Raw genomic sequence first — 16,821 nt, 5'->3', positions numbered from 1 at the left:
CTGTACAGCCCATGAGGTAAACGGAATTTGTACCACCTCAGCGACGGAGTGGCCGGTGGTCAGGCAACGCGAACTAATCACGACACCGGTCGTCAATGACTGCATGTTCTTATCAGGCGGTAACGCACCATGGACAATCCTTTTCAGATCATCACCGACACCTTCACCCCAAAATACCGTGTCAACCTGAGCATCCAACGGCTCGACGGCAGCATCATGCTCACCCTCTCGGACGAGACGGGCGTAGTGGCCAAACGCATGATCAGCGCCGAACAACGCAACGACCCGCAACGGCTCAAACGCCTGGTGCAAAGCATTCAATTCGGCATCGCCATCGAGCAGGGCCACAGCGCCATGGAGATCCTGGCGGTGATGACGGACGGCGACAGCCACAAACTGCTGCAGCGGCCACCGACCCGCCCCCTGCCCTTCAGCGTCGGGCTTTAAAGCTCGCCCTTCTCGGTCTCCAGGTTCGCCTCGCCCTTGCGACGCGGGCCTTCGACCTTCACCGACGGGAACGCCGACGACGCGTAGCGCACCACCAGAATCGCAAACGCCAACAGCAGAATCCCGCCGCACAGGTAGATGATGCCGAGGTCGGGCGGGTTGTGGTGGGACACGTTGGAGATCAACAGCCGCGTGAGCGCGGTGATCGCCACGTAGATCAGGAAACGCACCGGCATGTGGTTGGTCTTGAAGTAAATCCCGACCATCGCGCCCAATTCCAGGTAGATGAACAGCAGCAGGATGTCATCGATCTTGATGTGCCCGTTCTCCAGCATCCCCAGGAATTCCATCACCGCTGCCCAGGCGGTCACCGCACCGATGGCGAACAACGCCAGGTAATGGAACGACTCGACAAACAGGTTACCCAGGGACTCGGCCAGCCCATGAACTTGATGGCGCAGCTTTTCGGCCCAATTAAATTTCACGATGGTGCTTCCTTAGGTCGGTTCGACCGGATAATGCGGGTTGGACGTGACGGTTGTTCTGCATGCAGAAAAAAGGCCAGAGGCGGGAAGTGAGATGGTGGCCGCTTGATATGAGGCACTTATTCGGGGGGGAGGGGTTAAAAGCTTGGCCTTGATCAGTGCGTTCATTTCGCTCATGACTTGTTCATGAGCGACTCCAGGGCGAGGGTCATCCAAAGCTTCTTGCACTTTGGTCCGAAACCAAAGGTCGTAGGACGCTTCGGAATCAATGCCTTGCGCAATTTCAGGAAATTCACTTTTCAAAGGTATGAACGCCTATATCTGTGGCGAGCGAGCTTGCTCGCGTTGGGGTGCGAAGCTCCCCCCAACCTGTCACCGAGATTTATCTGGAAGAACACCTTCGCCTGACTCGGGGCTGCTGCGCAGCCCAACGCGAGCAAGCTCGCTCGCCACAACAGGCTCGCTAGGCAAAGGTATTGGTGAGTCCTCAGGCAGGTGCGACTTGCTCCAGTGCCCGGTCGACCAGCAGACCGCTCATTTCCACCAACTGGTGAATCGCCAAAACCAGGCTTCGCTGTGGCCCATCAAGATCAAATGCCAGCGTACTGGCCATTTCACGGACGCTGTTTAACGTTTCGCTGGCATGGGCCAGTAGAGTTTCTTTGTCTGCGTTGGGCGTTACGTTGAAAAGCGTGACAGGCGGCTCAGGACTCAAATAATCGGTATCACGGGGAGGATTTTTTCCCATGGTGCAACTCCGCTGGTTAACTGGATAGGTTCCCTTAAATTCAAGCCGCCAAGCTCGGCCCTGCACAATCAGGACCCGGAAAAGGTAAGCCGGCGTAGGATTACCCGGCAACCTCAGCGTGTTGTCAGAAATTTCCGTTGTAGTAACCCCCTCTTTCCCGGCTACATTAAAAAACTGCTACCCAAACCCCACGGTTTGGCTTACCCTTTTAGCTGTATATAAATACAGTAGTCGCAAAAGACAACTATCGTGAAGGCATGTGAGGTGGTGAATGGCCGTCGAAGTGGTATACCGCAGCAGCCGAGATCTGGAGCGTTTGTTCATGGATAAAGCCGAAGCTGACCGTCATGACAAGATGCTTGAACTCGCTGAGTTGCTCGCAGAAGTGTTGCAAAAAGCCGTGCCGTCCCTGAGCGAGCAGCAGGTGGAGGAAGCCGGGATCTACATGGCGAAGAATCGCGATGTGTTTGCCAAGGCGTTCAAGAGCCAACCGGATGCGTTGTCCGAGTTGCTGAACGCACCGGCGGAATAAAGCCCGAATTGAACAGGCCCTGAGTCCATGATTCAGGGCCTTTTTAATGCCTGGCTTATTTGTAGAGCAGACGCTCGGCCAGTTCGTCCGCGACCCGTGCAGGGGAGCGTTTTTCGGCCTGGGCGTGGGCGAATATTTCCGTCAGGCGCGTGCCGATATTGGACAGGTGCGCGGTGATGGTAGGCAGCTCGGCGCCGCTGTGCTTGAGCGCGACGTAGATCAGGCCGCCGGAATTGATCACATAGTCCGGGGCGTAGAGGATGCCGCGGCCTTCGAGTTGGTCGGCCACTTGCAGGTTGGTCAGTTGTGCGCTGGCGGAGCCTGCCACGGCGGCGCAGCGCAGTTGGCCGACACTGGTGCGGTTGAACACGGCGCCCAGGCCGCAGGGCGCGAGGATGTCACAGGGGGTGCTGAGCAAGGCGTCGTTGGCGATTGGGTGCGCACCGAGTTGTTCCATGGCCAGTTGCACCTTGCCGTGGTCGATGTCGCTGACCAGCAGTTCGGCGCCAGCGGCGTGCAGTTGTTCAGCAAGGGCGTAACCCACGTTGCCCAGCCCTTGGATTGCCACGCGCAAGCCTTCGAGGTTGTCGCTGCCCAGGCGGGCCATGGCGGTGGTGCGGATACCGGCGAACACGCCCATGGCGGCATGGGGCGAAGGGTCGCCGGCGGCGGTGGTGCTGGTAACGAAGCGAGTGTGCTGGGCGATGCAGTCCATGTCGGCGACCGAGGTGCCGCTGTCGGTGGCGGTGATGTAGCGACCGTCGAGTTGCTCGATGCAACGACCGAAGGCTTCAAACAGCGCCGCACGGTTTTCCACATGGGCGGGGCGCAGGATCACCGCCGTACCGCCACCCACCGGCAACCCGGCCAGGGCGGCCTTGTAGCTCATGCCTTGGGCCAGGCGCGCGGCGTCCGCCACGGCGCTTTCATCGTCGGGGTAGGCAAGGTAGCGACAACCACCCAAGGCTGGGCCCAGGCGGCTGTTGTGGATGGCTATGACCGCCTTCAACCCCGTCACCGGGTCGATGCTCAGGTGCAGCGATTCAAGGCGGGTGCTGTGCATGAGAGCAAACATCGTCGAGCTCCCGAATCACTTCTTGTGTCGCCAAGTATAGGCTTGCGGCAGAAAACTGCCGAAGTGCGCTGGAATAAGCCGTCCGGTTTTGTAGGTCTTGTGACATAAGCGGATAGGATATTTCTTAAGCCACTGGACGAAAATTCCCAGCAAGGCTAAAACGGGGGCATTCGCCGGAGAATGCAATGAATCCCCGTCACGCTTTTTTCGCCTGCCTGGAACGTTCGCCCCCCGCGCTGTTTGAAGCCGCGCTGTGGATCGCCGCCGAGCATGACCCGGCGGTGCAACCGGCGTTGATCATGCAGGACCTGAAACTGCTCGAGCAACAGGTCAGCCTGGGCATGCCCCTGCTGCCGGCGGATGAACTGGGCCAACCCTTGCTGCGACGCATGAATGACCTCGGCTTCGCCCAGGATGACTTCACCCCGCTGCGCCCCGCCGCCGCCCTGCTGGACAAGGTGTTGCAACGCAAACGCGGGCAGCCCCTGGCCATGGGGTTGATTGCCATGGAGCTGGCGCGACGCCTGGGCATTCCCATGGTCGGCGTCAACTTTCCCGGCCACTTCCTGCTGCGGGTGCCCGGTGCCGATCACCTGCTGGACCCCTGCGGCGGACGACGCCTGTACCCCAACGATTGCCGCGAGCTGCTGCAACGCCAGTATGGCCCCAACCTCAAGTTGCAGGTCGACCACTTGCACACCGCCGAACCCCGTTCGATCCTGCAACGGCTGTCCCGCAACCTGCGCCAGTTGCACCTGGCCAATGACAACCCCCTGGCCGCGCTGATCGACGCCGAGCGCGTGCTGGAACTGGGCAATGCCAGCGCTGCCGATTACCTCGCACGGGCCAGCCTGTATCAACGCCTGGACTGCCCCAACGCCGAGCGCTTCGACCTTGAACACGCGCTGATGCTCAGCGAAGACCCGATCCAACGCTTGCGCCTGACTGAGCGCCTGGGGCACCTGCCGCCCAACTCCGTGGTGCATTGAACCCACTGCTCTCAAGCGCCTATTTCCCTGTGGTGAGCGGCCTTCTGTGGTGAGCGGGCTTGCCCCGCGCTGGAGTGCGAAGCGCTCCCACGATTTTTGGGGCCGCTACGCAGCCCAGCGCGGGGCAAGCCCGCTCACCACAGTGATCCTGCTCGATGTAGATGCAACATCTTCAGTGATTGGCCGGTACCTTGAGGATATCGCCGTGCAAAGAGCTCTTCGGCGCGTCAGGCGCGGGCGAGCGCACTTGAATGATCAACAACGCCGCGATCACCGCCGGAATCGCGCAGAAGAAGAAAATCTGCTGCACCGGAATATGCATCGCCAGCAGCATGCTGCCCAGCAACGGGCCCAGGATCGAGCCGAAGCGCCCTACACCCAATGCCCAACCCGTACCAGTGGCGCGTACATGCGCCGGATAAAAATTGCTGGCGAAAGCATTAAGGGTCAGTTGCCCGCCGATGATGCAAAACCCGGCGGCAAACACACAGGCCACCAGATAGCGCGGATTGTCGTGGTTCAGCCCCAGCAGCGCGGTACACACCGCCGCTGCCGCCAGCACGCCGGACAACAGCCGCACCTTGTGCTTCAATCGATCGGCAAACCAGGCCATGCCGATGGCACCCAAGGTGCCGGCGAACAGGAACATCGAGGTCACCAGGTTGGCTTCACTCAACGCCAGGCCACTTTCCAGCAGCAGCGACGGCAACCAGCTGATCATGAAATACAGCAGGATCAGGCTGACAAAGAAGGTCGCCCAGATCAGCACGGTCGGGCGTGCATAGCCATGGCGAAACAGCTCCACCACCGTCAACGGGCTGCCCTGCTCGTGGCGGTTTTCTTCCTCGCCCGCCAGCGGCGCACGCCACCCAGGCAACATGCGCGCGGTGACCTTATGCAAGCGTGCATACGGCGGCGCATCGCGCAGCAGGCGCGGCAGGGATTCCGGCAGCAGCCACACCAGGAAAGGGAACAGCAGCAACGGCGTCACGCCGCCGGCAAGAAACACCGCCTGCCAGCCAAAGCCGTCGATAAATCCTGCGGCCACAAACCCACCGGCTGCGCCGCCGAACGAGAAGCCGCACGCCGCCAACGTCACCATCAAGGTGCGCAAACGTGGCGGGGAATAGTCCGACATCAACGCCATGGCACTGGGCATCGCGCCGCCCATGCCGATACCGCAAATAAAGCGCGCCGCCATCAGCGTTGTCAGCGAGCTGGCGAAGATCATCAACACCGTGAGGCTGGCATAGATCAGCACGCAGCCCAGCAGGATGCGGCGTACGCCAAAGCGGTCGGCCAGGGGTGTCACCAGCAACGAGCCCAAGGTCAGCCCCAGCAGGTTGGCACTGAACACCGGTCCGAACGCGGCCTTTTCCAGCCCCCAATCCGACGCCAGCGCCGGCACCACATAACCCAGCACCTGGGCATCGTAGCCATCGGTTACCAGCAACAAGGCCAGCAACAGGAGAATCAACCACTGGTAGCGCGACACCGGACGGGCATCGAGTGCCGCGCGAAAGCTGGCAATCTGATTGAGCATCGCAAGGTACCTGTTTTTATTATTGTGCTCACGCTCTGCGTGGGCACGATCACTCAGGAGTGTCGGGTTGATTGGCCGGATGGGCCTGGATAAATGCCGGATGCTGCGCCGCCAACGCCGCCACCCTGCCGATGCGCGGATACGCCCCCAACGGCACCTTGAAGCGCTCCGCCGCATACAGTTGGGGAATCAGGAAGGCTTCGGCCATGCCCGGCTGCTCGCCAAAGCAATAGCCCTTATCGCCAATCAACTGCTCCACTGCCCCCAGCCCCTGGCTGATCCAATGCCCGATCCACTCCAGCACCTGCGCCTCGTCATGTCCCCACTGACGCAACAGGTTCTGGGTGCTGGAGTTGTGCAGCGGGTGAATATCGCAGCCGATGATCGACGCCACTGCGCGTTCATGGGCACGGGTGGCCATGTCCTTGGAAAGCAGCGGCGCCTGTGGATAACGTTCGTCCAGGTATTCAATGATCGCCGCGGACTGAATCAGCAGCTCGCCGTCATCGGTGCGCAAGGCCGGAACGCGACCTTGGGGGTTGATGGCCAGGTATTCGGGCTGGCGATTGGCGCCACCCGCCGGCACCAGCAGGTTGACGGGCACCGCAGTGAAAACCAGGCCCTTGAGCGCAAGGGCGATGCGCACCCGGTAGGACGCCGTAGAGCGGTAGTAGGTATAGAGTTCCATCGCCCTGCCCTCCTAGCGCGCCGAGACCACAGTGCCACGGCATTCGCCGAAGCCGATGGAGGCGAAGCCTTCACGGTTGCAGCGGGCGCGCAGGATGACTTCATCGCCATCCTCCAGGAACCGGCGCACTTCGCCGGAAGGCAGCTCGATGACCTTCTTGCCGCCTTCGGTCATCTCCAGCAGGCTGCCGAACTGCCCGGCCTCAGGACCCGACAACGTCCCCGAACCAAACAGGTCGCCGGCCTGCAATTGGCAGCCGTTGACGCTGTGGTGCGCCACCAATTGCGCGACGGTCCAGTACATATGCAGGCTGTTGCTCAGGGCCAGGCGATGGGCCGGCAGGTTCTGTTCGCGCATGGCGGCGGTGGTCAACAGCACCTCAAGTTCGATATCCAAGGCGCCAGCGGCCTGGTCACGCTTATCCAGCAGGTACGGCAGTGGCTGCGGATCGCCTTCGGGCCGCGCCGGCTGTGCTTTGCGGAACGGTTCCAGGGCTTCGGCCGTGACCACCCACGGTGAAATGCTGGTGATGAAGCTCTTGGACAGGAACGGGCCCAGCGGCTGATATTCCCAGGCCTGGATGTCCCGCGCCGACCAGTCATTGAGCAGGCAGAAACCGGCGATATGCTCGGCTGCATCGCCGATGGCAATCGAGTCGCCGATGGCGTTGCCCTGGCCGATCCAGATGCCCAGCTCGAGTTCGTAGTCCAGGCGCGCGCAGGGGCCGAAGCTTGGTTCGGTCTGGCCGGCCGGCAAGGTCTGGCCTTTGGGGCGACGGACGTCAGCACCCGAGGGGCGAATGGTCGAGGCGCGGCCGTGATAACCGATCGGCACGTACTTGTAGTTCGGCAACAGCGGGTTATCCGGGCGGAACAGTTTGCCGACGTTTTGCGCATGCTCGATGCCGACGTAGAAGTCGGTGTAGTCGTTGATCTTCGCCGGCAGGTGCATCTGGCAATCGGCGGCGCGGTGCAGCACCTGCGCTTCACGGGCCTGCAGCTTGCTGCCCTCGGCGAGCAGCTCCAGGAGGCGCTCGCGCAAGGCCACGCGCGGGCCACGGCCCAGCTCGAAAAAGGCGTTCAACTGGCCGCCCGCAGTCGCATCAACGGCGCGGCGGGCTTCGCCTTCAAACTCATCCACGGCGGCGTGCAGGTCGAGGATCGCGTCGCCAATCGCCACGCCACTGCGCGGCACCGAGCCGTTGATGCTGAACACACCCAGCGGCAGGTTTTGCAGGGGGAAATCACGGTGACCATTGGCGGAGGCTACCCAACTGCGGGTAGGGGTTGGCTGCGTCATGGGTTATCTCCGGTTCGGGTTGAAGGTGACGGGCAACGAGGCCCAGCACGCGTCATAGGAAGGTTGCAGTTGCGGGCACTCCAGGGCGAACTGAGTGGGACGCAGCACTTGGCTGGTCTCGAACATGAAGGCCATGGTGTTATCGATCTTGTGCGGTGCCAGGTCCACGTTGATGGCCTTGGTGCAGGTCTCGCCGTCCGGGCCGTGGGCGCTCATGCAGCTGTGCAGCGACGCGCCACCGGGCAGGAAGCCTTCGGCCTTGGCGTCGTAGGCGCCCTGAATCAGGCCCATGTACTCGTTCATCAGGTTGCGGTGGAACCACGGCGGACGGAAGGTGTTCTCGGCCACCATCCAGCGCGGCGGGAAGATCACGAAGTCGAGGTTGGCCAGGCCGTGCACGCTGGTGGGCGATGTCAATACGGTGAAGATCGACGGATCGGGATGATCGAAACTCACGGTGCCAAGGGTGTTGAAGCGGCCCAGGTCGTATTTGTACGGCACGTTATTGCCGTGCCAGGCCACCACGTTCAGTGGTGAATGGTCCAGCTCGCACGCCCACAGTTCACCGAGGAATTTCTGCACCAGCGTGGTCGGTTGCCTGAGGTCTTCGTAGTGGGCCACCGGGGTGAGGAAGTCACGCGGATTGGCCAGGCCGTTGCTGCCGATAGGCCCCAGGTCCGGCAGGCGCAGCGGCGCGCCATGATTTTCGGCGACGTAACCGCGCGCCTGTGCATCCAGCAGTTCGACACGAAATTTGAGGCCACGGGGCAACACGACAATGTCCAGCGGCTCGACGTCCAGCACCCCCAGTTCGGTGGCGATGCGCAGGCGGCCCTGCTCGGGCACGATCAACAGTTCGCCGTCGGCATTGAAGAACACGCGGTCCATCGAGCGGTTGGCGCGGTAGGTGTAGATGCTGATGCCTGAGGGTTTTTCCGCCCCTGAGTTGGCCACCATGCCGACCAGGCCGTCGATAAAGTCCGTCGGCTCACTCGGAATATCCAACGGGTTCCAACGCAGGCGATTGGGCGTCACCGTCCCCAACGGGCCGCCGGCCAGCTGCCGCTCCAGCTTGACGAACGCCGGGTGATTGGCCGATGGCTGGATGCGGTACAGCCAGGTGCGGCGGGCTTCGCTGCGCACCATGGTGAAGGCGGTGCCGGAAAACAGTTCGGTATACAGCCCGTAGGGTGCTTTTTGCGGAGAGTTCTGGCCGACCGGCAAGGCGCCGGGCAGGGCTTCGCTGGCGAATTCATTGCCGAAGCCCGACAGGTATTCGAGGTTCATGGATCATCCTCAAGGCGGAAGTTGTTTTTATCGTAATCCAGTTACGCATAACGTAATTTGATCACTATCGACCGTCAAGCTATAAAGACGCCCATTCATCTCTCGGATTCTCGCCCCTCCATGGAAAAGCCCCGCGACACCGGTAAACAGAAAGTCCGCTCGGCCGAAGTAGGCACCGACATCCTCAAGGCCCTGGCCGAACTGTCGCCCTCCACGTCGTTGTCGCGGCTGGCCGATCATGTGCAGATGCCGGCGAGCAAGGTGCATCGTTATTTACAGGCGCTGATCGCCTCGGGTTTTGCCGAACAGAACGCCGCCACCAACCATTACGGCCTGGGGCGCGAAGCATTGCGCGTGGGCCTGGCCGCACTGGGCAGCATGGACGTGCTGAAAGTCGGCGCGATGCCCCTGGCAGAGCTGCGCGACGAGTTGAATGAAACCTGCTTCCTGGCGGTATGGGGCAACCAGGGCGCGACGGTGGTGCAGATCGAACCGGCAGTACGCGCGGTGACGGTGGTGACACAATTGGGGTCGGTGTTGCCCCTGCTCAGTTCGTCCACCGGGCTGGTGTTCAGTGCCTTCCTGCCGTCGCGGGAAACCGTCGAGTTGCGTGAGCGCGAGGTCCAGGCTGGCATCGCCCATGCCCTCGCCGACGACCAGGCTTACGCCACCACCTGCGAACAAATCCGCAACCGTGGCCTGCACTTTGTGCATGGCCTGCTGATGCCGGGGGTGGATGCGTTGTCGGCGCCGGTGTTCAACGCGGTCGGGCAAGTGGCAGCGGTGATGACCGTGGTCGGCCCCACCTCGCTGTTCCACGCCGACGAAGATGGCCCGGCGGCGCAGCGTTTGCTGGCGGCGACCCAGGCCGTGAGTTGGCGGATGGGCTACCAGCCCTGAGCTAGTCGTGCCACTGGGCCAGCGCCAACGCCATGCGGTTCTCGAGGGCGCGGACAGGGGCTGCGTCGCTGACGTAGTTATTACTGATCATCGAAAACACCAGGCGCCGTCCCTCGGCATCGGTGATATAGCCGCTCAGCGATGATACGCCGGCCATGGAGCCGGTCTTGGCGTGCAGGTTGTTTTCCGCAGCCGTCCCGCGCAGTCGATAACGCAGGCTGCCGCCGGTCATACGGTCGGCATTGCCGGCAATCGGCAAGGCGTTGTACCAGGCGTCGAACCAGGGCTGTTTGGCGCTAGCCAGCAGCAGGTCGGTCAGGTTCTGCGACGAGACCAGATTGCGCCGCGACAAACCTGAGCCATCCACCTGGCTGAGCGTCGCCGGGTCCAGGCCCTGGCGCTGCATGAACGCCGCTACCGCCACCACGCCCGCCGCCGCCGTACCCGCGTTGGCCGTTTTGCGGCCCATGGCCTTGAGCAACGCTTCGGACATGTTGTTGTTCGAGAGCTTGAGCAGCGGTGTGATCAAGTCCTGTAACGGCGCCGATTGATGCTCCGCCAACACTGTCGCCGTCGCGGGGCTGGCGCCACCGATCACGCGCCGGCCCAGCACCTGGATGCCCTGCTGCGCCAAGGCCTGCTCAAACAGATTGGCCACCAGTTGCGTCGGTTCCCACACACTCACCCACTGCCGACTTTGCTTGCCCGGGGCGAGCGCGCCGCTGAGTTGCAGCAGGTTGGTACCGTGCTGGCGGGTAATGGCGTAGCTGTTGCCGGGGCCGCTGACGGCACGGTTGCTCAGTTGCACGTAGTCGGTGGACGGGCTCAGCATCACGCTTACTGGCTGGCCGAGCGCGACGGGCGCCTTCGCGGTGACAAGCAAGGTGCCCGCGTCAAAATCCGCATTGGGAGACACCGTCAATGCCGAAATCTGCGCGCCGTAGTAGGTGCTTTCATCGTCTTGCGCCCAATCCACGCCCAGGCGCTCGGCGTCGAACCAGGTGTCGTCGAAAACCAGGTCGCCTTGTACCTGGCGCACGCCCCGGCTCGCCAACTGGGCGGCCAATGCCTGGTAGTCGACGAACTGCGTGGTCGGGTCGCCGAGGCCGCGCAGGTACAGGTTGCCGGCCAGGCGCTCGCCTTGCCGGGTGCCGTTGCTCAACAGCTGGGTGGAAAAACGGTATTGCGGCCCCAGCACATCCATCGCCGCAGCGGTGGTGAGCAACTTAAGGTTGGAAGCCGGAATCAGACGGGTGCGCGGGTTGTGCTGATAGAGGGTACTGCCGCTGCGGGCGTCGCGCACCATGATAGAAACCGTGGCGCCGTTGAGGATAGGATCGGCCAACAGCTGATCCAGGGTTGAAGGCGTGGAAGGCTGCGAAACACTCGCGCAGCCGCCCAGTAAAACGCTCAGGCACAGCATGTGCAGCCATCGTCCAAAGTGCATCAGTACTGTGTTCCGCAAAGCCATTAATGGCCGCAACGCTAACAGCTCCGTACCTTTGTGGCGAGCGGGCTTGCCCCGCGTTGGGTGGCGAAGCCGCCCTTGCTGATGCAGCCGTGTTTTTTCAGGAACACTGCAGAGTCTGTTTTGGGGCTGCTTCGCAGCCCAACGCGGGGCAAGCCCGCTCACCACAGGAAGCCCACTCACCACAGGAAGCCCACTCACCAGAGGAAGCCCGCTCACCAGAGGAAGCCTGCCCACAACAAGGAGCACACTTGCCATAGGGAGCTCGCCAGGTTTTAGAACTCCAGGGTGCTGGACACCGATACCTGCCGCGCATCGCCCATGGACACAAACAAGCGACTGGCCGCCGAGGTGTAGTAAACGCGGTCGAACAGGTTTTTCACGTTGACCTGGAACTTGACCTTCTGCCCGTCGATCCTGGTGTCGTAGGTGGCGAAGGCGTCAGCCACGGTGTAGCCCGGCAGGTTGAAGTCGTTGGCGGCGTCGCCTGCGCGTTCGCCGACGTAGCGTGCACCGGTGCCCACGCGCAATTGGTCGCCGCCGAAAATGTTGCCGAAGTCGTAGGCCACCGACAGCGAGCCGGTGTGCTTGGCCACGTTTTGCAGGCGGTTGCCTTCCAGCGTCGGGTCGTTGTCCTTGATGTCTTCGGCGTCGGTGAAGGCGTAGCTGCCGATCAGGCTCCACTTGTCGGTCAACTGGCCGCTGGCGTCCAGTTCCAGGCCACGGGAACGCACCTGCCCTGCGATGCTGTAGATGGTGTTGGCGCCGGAGCCCACCGACACCAACACATTGCGCTTGTCGATAGTGAACAACGCTGCGCTGGCGGTGATGCGCCCGGGGATGTCGAGCTTGGCGCCCAGCTCCCACGACTTGGATTCCTCCGGCGTGAGGTCACCGGTCAACGTGCTGCCATCGGCCAAGGCGGCGATGGTGGAGTTGGGTTTGAACGACTCGGTGTAGCTGCCGTAGAACGACAACTCATCGGTGTAGCGATACACCAGGCCGGCACGCGGCACCCAGGCCTGGCCGTTGCCGTCGGTGTTGGCCTTGAACGGCACGCCCTTGCCGGCGTACTGGTCATACATCTGATAGCGCGCACCGGCCACAAAGATCCACTGGTCGGTCAGGTGAATCGCGTCCTGGAAGAACAGCGAGTCGCTGCGCAACAGGTCGGTCTGGGCGCTGTCGGCGGCGCTGACGGTAGTGCCCGCGACTTCGTTGCCGTACACCGGGTTGTTGTAGTTGAACGTACCGCGCGAGTTCTGGCGAATCAGGTCGGCACGGTAGATCTTGCGGTACTCGTCGTCCAGGCCGAACACCAGGTCATGCTGCATGCCCAGCACATTGACCTTGCCTTCCAGGCTGGCCGTGGCGAAACGGTCGGTGGTGATCGCACCTTTGGTGCCGTCCATCTTGCGGGTCAGGGTGCCGTTGGTATTTACCGCGCTGACACGCACCTGGCTGGCATCATAGGTCTCACGGTTCCAGCTGTAGCCGAAATGGGCTTTCCAGTCGTCGTTCAAGTCGTGGTCGGCTTCAAAGCGGTACAGGTCGGAACGCCCTTCCATGTTGTTGAACGGCTCGTCCAGACGGCGAGTGGCCGGGATGTCCAGCGGGTGGTTGGACTTGTCGATGGCGGTGCCGCGGTCGAACGGCGAGAGGAATTCGCGGTGTTCGTAGGCGAACAACAACTTGGTTGAATCGCCGTACCAGGCCAGGGACGGCGCCACCAGCGACTCGCGGTGGGTGCCGAAATTGCGCCAGTAGTCTTCGTCTTCATGGTCGACGATCAGGCGATAGGCCAGGCCCGAGTCACCGATCGGCCCGGTGGTGTCGAGGCTGCCACCGCTGCCGTTCTTGCCGTTGCCGAAGGTGGAGCCGCGCACGGTCAGGGCTGTGGATTGGGTCAGCTCGGGCTTTTTGCTGACGATATTCACCACGCCGCCCGGGTCCTGGATGCCATACAGCAGCGAGGACGGGCCCTTGAGCACTTCGACACGCTCCGCCGTGGCGTTCAACGCACGGCCCTGCACCACCGGCATGCCGTCGCGCATGATCGAGCCATTACGGTTGTCGCCAAAGCCGCGCAGCATCACCGCGTCCTGGGTGCTGGCCAGGGTGTTGGCCTGGGTGATGCCGCTGATGTTGCCCAGGGCGTCATCCAGATTGCGCGGGGTCTGGTCGCGCAGCACTTGGGCGGGGACCACGTTGACGGTCTGCGGGGTTTCCAGCAGCAAGGCACGGGAGCGCATCACCGAGCTGGTGGGCGGCGGCTGGTAGCTGGTGCTGTCCTGGGGTTGGCCGATGCCACTGATGGTGGTAGCGCCGAGGTTGACCGCGCCGTCGGTCGGCAGCGGCTCAAGCGCCAGGGTGCGGGCGTCGATCTGGCGGAAGGTGAACCCGGAGTTGCCCAGCAGGCGTTGCAAGGCCTGCGTCGCGCTCATCTGCCCGCTGACCGCCGGGGCGCTGAGGCCGTAGGGCGCTTCATCGGTGTAGATCACACTGATACCGGTGACCCGGCTGAAATCACTCAGGGCCTGGGGCAGCGGTTTGGCAGCCAGGGCAAACTTGAACTGGGCGCTTTGCTGCTCCTGCGCCTGTGCCACACACAGGGGCAGCAAGGCCAGCCCCGATACCGCCAGTACCGAGGCTCCCAGCCACTGTTTAACCAAACCGCCCGCCGTCGACTTCATGCTGTGAGAACCCGTGTAGAAAACGCAGTTAATGCGAATAGATCGCAGTTTCAAGCACTACACGGATGGGCCGCCGGTTTACCTCACGTTTATTTGCAAATATTTTCAGTTAGTGCGCCTGAAGGCGAAAACCAAAGCGCGGGAAGTGCACGTGCACGGTGCCGGCGCGTGGGTCGGTACGGCGCAGGATCAGTTCTTCGCGCCCGGCAAACAGCAATTCGCCGGCGACCGGGTCGACGCCGTAGTCGATGGCGCTGATGCTCACCTGCTGGCCGGCCTTAAAGCCATTCAAGTCCTCGAACACTTCGTCCGGCAACGCTGCCGGTGTGGCGTCGCGCGCAATCTCCAAGGCCTGCTCGGCCGTCATCTGGCTGGACGTGCCGTGGCCGAAACCGAGCACGCGGCCCAGCCATGCAGACACAGCCGGATAAGCATCCACCAACGGCGCAGTCACCGGCGTGGCCTTGAGGAACCACAACGGGTGGGCCAGGGCAAAGTCGGCAATCGACGGCTCGCCAAACAGGAAGTCCCCGGCCTCGCGCTGCAATTGCTGCTCCAGGCGCGCCATGATCGCTGGCCATTGGTGCTTGGCCAGTTCGGCTGGCAACTTGCTCGCGGTGCCGCCGCTGAACAGCGCGGCGCGGTCGGCGAGAAACGCCTTGATCGCTTCCGGCGGCAGTTTGCCGAAGCGCACCGCCACCGATTCCGGCTGAAACACCAGGCTCACCGCGTGGGCAAACACCACGCTGTCGGCCCAGGTAGCAAAGGTTTGGGTGATCATTTCCTGGCCGAGCGGGAACAGCGCGGGCGCGGTTTTTTCCTGCTCCAGGCGGCGGGCGATCAAGGCGGTGTCGCAGTAGATATCGGCGCCCACTTGCAGCACTGGGGTTTTACGGTAGCCGCCGGTGAGGGCTGTCAGGTCTGGCTTGGGCATCACCGGCGAGATATGCACCGAATGCCAGGACAAACCTTTGAAGCCCAGCAGCAGCCGAGCTTTTTCCGCGAAAGGAGACGTTGGGTAGTGGTGCAGGATTAGCTCAGGCATGCTGGGGTCCACGGGGTAAATGAACCCGCAGCTTAGCGTGCAACCGGCTCTGGTGGCGTGATGGGAGCCTATCAGTCAGATCAATGAGCCCTGCGCCGCCAGACATTCCTTGGCGCTCTTCTTCAGTTTCTTGATCAACCGCTCCTGGCGCAGCGCCTCGCCCTTGCTCGCGCATTGCTCCGTATACACCAGCGCCACCGCCGGGCTGCTCAGGAAAAACCGCGCGCCTTTGCCGCTCTGGTGCGAGGCGAACCGGCGCAGCGGGTCATTGCTGATGCCGCAATACAGCGCGCCGTTGGCGGCGCGCACCAGGTAGACGTACCAGGGTTTGGGTTCAGCGGGATCAGTCACGGCAAGCTTCAACACACCAGAGGAGCGCCAAGCTTATCAACGACTGGCCTGGAATGCCTTCAAGCCTTTGTTCGCCTGGGCGCGCACGGCGTTTTTCACCAGCGGCGTCCAGCCCAGCAGCAGGCCCTTGGTGCCCAATGCCTGGCGCGACCAACGCCACAGGTCGAAGTGATCGTGGTGCTCGCAGATCTTGCCGTTACGAAACACAAAACGCGCCTGGATATCGTTGACCACGATATTGCCGGTCTGGCTGAACAGGTAAGTCGCCACCCAATGGGCACTGCCCGTGGTGTCATCGCTGCGAACCTGGTCGAACGTCAGCGAAAAATCCTTGGCCCGCGTGGTCAGCATGCGCCACATGTCGCCGGCATCGCGCCCGCGCAACTCGCCGAAAGCCGGGTCGCTGAACAGTACATCCTCGGTGTAGCAGGCACTCATGGCCTCGGCATCCAGCCGTTGAAACGCACTGTAGAACGTGGTGATCAGCGCGGTGTGGGCGTCACTCATGGGCAGCTTCCATCCATCAGGTTCAGGGCTCGGTACGATAAGCCCTGGCGCGGTTGAACACTATCGGCATTTATCCGGCGAATGCCGGTGCAGCTACGGCACCATGCCGCAACTGCGGGCATAGGCGAACAAGTCGACATCGGTAGAGATGCACAGACGCTGCATCGCCGTACTTTTCTGCTTGCTGATGGTCGAGATGCTGCGATTGACCCGAGCGGCGATCTGGCTGACCGTCAGCCCACTGGCCAGCATGCGCACCACCTCCCGTTCCTTGCCCGACAACTGTGGCTGTTGCGACTGGTCGCCGGTTCCAGCCTGTATCAATTGCACCCGCAAGCACTCGCTGACAAAGGTCTGGCCTGCGCTGACCGAATTGATCGCCAGCGGCAACTCTTTGGCCGAGGCACTTTTGGCCACAATCGCCTGGGCCCCATGGGCAAAAGAGGCGCGCAACGTGGCGACGTTGGCGAACATCGTGACCAGAATCACCGGCAACGTCGGGTACTGGCGGTGCAACAGGCTCAACAAGCCATACCCGTCGGCCTGCTGGCCACCCGGCATGGCGAAATCGGTCACCAGCACGTCACAGGGGGTCGTCTCCAGCAAACGCAGCAGTTGGTCAGGGCCATCGGCCTCGCCGACCACTTTGCACCTGCCATTGGCCTCGACCACCACTCGCTGCCCGATACGCACGATGGGATGGTCGTCAGCAATAATCACGCGAAGCATAAACACCCACAGATGATGGCAACTTGATTCAGCGC

General features: G+C 62.4%; 18 protein-coding genes. 4 read left to right on the top strand and 14 right to left on the bottom strand.

The window, feature by feature from the left end:
* Nucleotides 1-129 precede the first annotated feature (129 nt).
* Nucleotides 130-447 carry a DUF3509 domain-containing protein gene (locus tag F6S08_RS06125; protein WP_065924197.1) on the top strand — a complete coding sequence of 106 codons (318 nt, stop codon included), beginning with the start codon at nt 130-132 and terminating at the stop codon, nt 445-447.
* On the opposite strand, the gene F6S08_RS06120 is transcribed toward F6S08_RS06125, so the two are convergent.
* From F6S08_RS06120 to F6S08_RS06110, 3 genes are all read right to left on the bottom strand, one after another.
* Entirely contained in the window at nt 444-932 is a 489-nt protein-coding gene (locus tag F6S08_RS06120; RefSeq protein WP_065924198.1) for a phosphate-starvation-inducible protein PsiE, read from the bottom strand. The two genes, F6S08_RS06125 and F6S08_RS06120, sit on opposite strands and share 4 nt — an antisense overlap.
* 12 nt (nt 933-944) lie before the next feature.
* Nucleotides 945-1,235 (bottom strand): hypothetical protein, encoded by a 291-nt coding sequence (locus F6S08_RS31350; RefSeq protein ID WP_083381312.1) that lies wholly within the window; start codon nt 1,233-1,235, stop codon nt 945-947.
* A 184-nt stretch (nt 1,236-1,419) separates the two neighbouring features.
* A complete protein-coding gene (locus F6S08_RS06110; protein WP_074843990.1) occupies nt 1,420-1,680 on the bottom strand; it encodes a DUF6124 family protein in 261 nt (86 codons plus the stop codon).
* A gap of 271 nt (nt 1,681-1,951) precedes the next feature.
* Between F6S08_RS06110 and F6S08_RS06105 the strand changes: the two genes are divergently transcribed.
* Entirely contained in the window at nt 1,952-2,212 is a 261-nt protein-coding gene (locus F6S08_RS06105) for a YebG family protein (protein ID WP_012722374.1), read from the top strand.
* Between the two features lie 55 nt (nt 2,213-2,267).
* Here F6S08_RS06105 and F6S08_RS06100 read toward each other — a convergent pair whose 3' ends face one another.
* On the bottom strand, nt 2,268-3,287 hold the full coding sequence (locus F6S08_RS06100) for a Leu/Phe/Val dehydrogenase (protein ID WP_065948969.1): 1,020 nt from the start codon (nt 3,285-3,287) through the stop codon (nt 2,268-2,270).
* A gap of 185 nt (nt 3,288-3,472) precedes the next feature.
* On the opposite strand from F6S08_RS06100, the gene F6S08_RS06095 reads away from it, so the two are divergent.
* Nucleotides 3,473-4,276, top strand: coding sequence for a SirB1 family protein (locus F6S08_RS06095; RefSeq protein WP_065924202.1), 804 nt, complete (start codon nt 3,473-3,475; stop codon nt 4,274-4,276).
* A 172-nt stretch (nt 4,277-4,448) separates the two neighbouring features.
* Here F6S08_RS06095 and F6S08_RS06090 read toward each other — a convergent pair whose 3' ends face one another.
* Genes F6S08_RS06090 through hmgA form a run of 4 tightly spaced genes read right to left on the bottom strand, consistent with a single transcriptional unit; the run spans nt 4,449 to nt 9,093 of the window.
* Entirely contained in the window at nt 4,449-5,819 is a 1,371-nt protein-coding gene (locus tag F6S08_RS06090; protein ID WP_315871390.1) for an aromatic acid/H+ symport family MFS transporter, read from the bottom strand.
* Between the two features lie 49 nt (nt 5,820-5,868).
* Nucleotides 5,869-6,507: a maleylacetoacetate isomerase gene (gene maiA / locus F6S08_RS06085; protein ID WP_074843986.1), complete on the bottom strand. Its 639-nt coding sequence runs from the start codon at nt 6,505-6,507 to the stop codon at nt 5,869-5,871.
* 12 nt (nt 6,508-6,519) lie between these two features.
* Nucleotides 6,520-7,806, bottom strand: coding sequence for a fumarylacetoacetase (fahA, locus tag F6S08_RS06080; RefSeq protein WP_065924205.1), 1,287 nt, complete (start codon nt 7,804-7,806; stop codon nt 6,520-6,522).
* A gap of 3 nt (nt 7,807-7,809) precedes the next feature.
* Nucleotides 7,810-9,093, bottom strand: coding sequence for a homogentisate 1,2-dioxygenase (gene hmgA / locus F6S08_RS06075; RefSeq protein ID WP_065924206.1), 1,284 nt, complete (start codon nt 9,091-9,093; stop codon nt 7,810-7,812).
* A 120-nt stretch (nt 9,094-9,213) separates the two neighbouring features.
* Between hmgA and F6S08_RS06070 the strand changes: the two genes are divergently transcribed.
* Nucleotides 9,214-9,993 carry an IclR family transcriptional regulator gene (locus F6S08_RS06070; protein WP_315871389.1) on the top strand — a complete coding sequence of 260 codons (780 nt, stop codon included), beginning with the start codon at nt 9,214-9,216 and terminating at the stop codon, nt 9,991-9,993.
* 1 nt (nt 9,994) lies between these two features.
* Here the strand turns inward: F6S08_RS06070 and dacB are convergent, their stop codons facing one another.
* The 6 genes from dacB to F6S08_RS06040 all read right to left on the bottom strand — a co-directional run bounded on the left by dacB (nt 9,995) and on the right by F6S08_RS06040 (nt 16,786).
* The gene (dacB, locus tag F6S08_RS06065; protein ID WP_315871388.1) at nt 9,995-11,440 is read right to left on the bottom strand and encodes a D-alanyl-D-alanine carboxypeptidase/D-alanyl-D-alanine-endopeptidase; all 1,446 of its coding nucleotides are present in this window, start codon (nt 11,438-11,440) and stop codon (nt 9,995-9,997) included.
* Between the two features lie 296 nt (nt 11,441-11,736).
* The gene (locus F6S08_RS06060; protein ID WP_315871387.1) at nt 11,737-14,154 is read right to left on the bottom strand and encodes a TonB-dependent receptor; all 2,418 of its coding nucleotides are present in this window, start codon (nt 14,152-14,154) and stop codon (nt 11,737-11,739) included.
* Nucleotides 14,155-14,263: 109 nt separating this feature from the next.
* Nucleotides 14,264-15,199, bottom strand: a complete 936-nt coding sequence (locus tag F6S08_RS06055) for a glutathione S-transferase family protein (protein WP_065924210.1) — start codon at nt 15,197-15,199, stop codon at nt 14,264-14,266.
* A gap of 75 nt (nt 15,200-15,274) precedes the next feature.
* The gene (locus F6S08_RS06050) at nt 15,275-15,550 is read right to left on the bottom strand and encodes a GIY-YIG nuclease family protein (protein WP_065924326.1); all 276 of its coding nucleotides are present in this window, start codon (nt 15,548-15,550) and stop codon (nt 15,275-15,277) included.
* Between the two features lie 36 nt (nt 15,551-15,586).
* Nucleotides 15,587-16,057, bottom strand: coding sequence for a nuclear transport factor 2 family protein (locus tag F6S08_RS06045; RefSeq protein ID WP_315871386.1), 471 nt, complete (start codon nt 16,055-16,057; stop codon nt 15,587-15,589).
* Between the two features lie 93 nt (nt 16,058-16,150).
* Nucleotides 16,151-16,786: a response regulator transcription factor gene (locus F6S08_RS06040; protein ID WP_065948977.1), complete on the bottom strand. Its 636-nt coding sequence runs from the start codon at nt 16,784-16,786 to the stop codon at nt 16,151-16,153.
* Between the last annotated feature and the right edge of the window lie 35 nt (nt 16,787-16,821).

The sequence above is a fragment of the Pseudomonas sp. JV449 genome (genome assembly GCF_032424295.1).
Taxonomy (GTDB): Bacteria; Pseudomonadota; Gammaproteobacteria; order Pseudomonadales; family Pseudomonadaceae; genus Aquipseudomonas; species Aquipseudomonas marginalis.
Note: the sequence above shows the minus strand (reverse complement) of the source record. Positions and strands in the feature narration are given on the sequence as shown.

Bases quoted from the DNA above. Each gene is read 5' to 3' on its own strand.
- F6S08_RS06125 (WP_065924197.1), top strand. From the start codon at position 130: ATGGACAATCCTTTTCAGATCATCACCGACACCTTCACCCCAAAATAC.
- F6S08_RS06110 (WP_074843990.1), bottom strand. From the start codon at position 1,680: ATGGGAAAAAATCCTCCCCGTGATACCGATTATTTGAGTCCTGAGCCG.
- F6S08_RS06105 (WP_012722374.1), top strand. From the start codon at position 1,952: ATGGCCGTCGAAGTGGTATACCGCAGCAGCCGAGATCTGGAGCGTTTG.
- F6S08_RS06100 (WP_065948969.1), bottom strand. From the start codon at position 3,287: ATGTTTGCTCTCATGCACAGCACCCGCCTTGAATCGCTGCACCTGAGC.
- F6S08_RS06095 (WP_065924202.1), top strand. From the start codon at position 3,473: ATGAATCCCCGTCACGCTTTTTTCGCCTGCCTGGAACGTTCGCCCCCC.
- F6S08_RS06090 (WP_315871390.1), bottom strand. From the start codon at position 5,819: ATGCTCAATCAGATTGCCAGCTTTCGCGCGGCACTCGATGCCCGTCCG.
- maiA (WP_074843986.1), bottom strand. From the start codon at position 6,507: ATGGAACTCTATACCTACTACCGCTCTACGGCGTCCTACCGGGTGCGC.
- fahA (WP_065924205.1), bottom strand. From the start codon at position 7,806: ATGACGCAGCCAACCCCTACCCGCAGTTGGGTAGCCTCCGCCAATGGT.
- hmgA (WP_065924206.1), bottom strand. From the start codon at position 9,093: ATGAACCTCGAATACCTGTCGGGCTTCGGCAATGAATTCGCCAGCGAA.
- F6S08_RS06070 (WP_315871389.1), top strand. From the start codon at position 9,214: ATGGAAAAGCCCCGCGACACCGGTAAACAGAAAGTCCGCTCGGCCGAA.
- dacB (WP_315871388.1), bottom strand. From the start codon at position 11,440: ATGCACTTTGGACGATGGCTGCACATGCTGTGCCTGAGCGTTTTACTG.
- F6S08_RS06060 (WP_315871387.1), bottom strand. From the start codon at position 14,154: ATGAAGTCGACGGCGGGCGGTTTGGTTAAACAGTGGCTGGGAGCCTCG.
- F6S08_RS06055 (WP_065924210.1), bottom strand. From the start codon at position 15,199: ATGCCTGAGCTAATCCTGCACCACTACCCAACGTCTCCTTTCGCGGAA.
- F6S08_RS06045 (WP_315871386.1), bottom strand. From the start codon at position 16,057: ATGAGTGACGCCCACACCGCGCTGATCACCACGTTCTACAGTGCGTTT.
- F6S08_RS06040 (WP_065948977.1), bottom strand. From the start codon at position 16,786: ATGCTTCGCGTGATTATTGCTGACGACCATCCCATCGTGCGTATCGGG.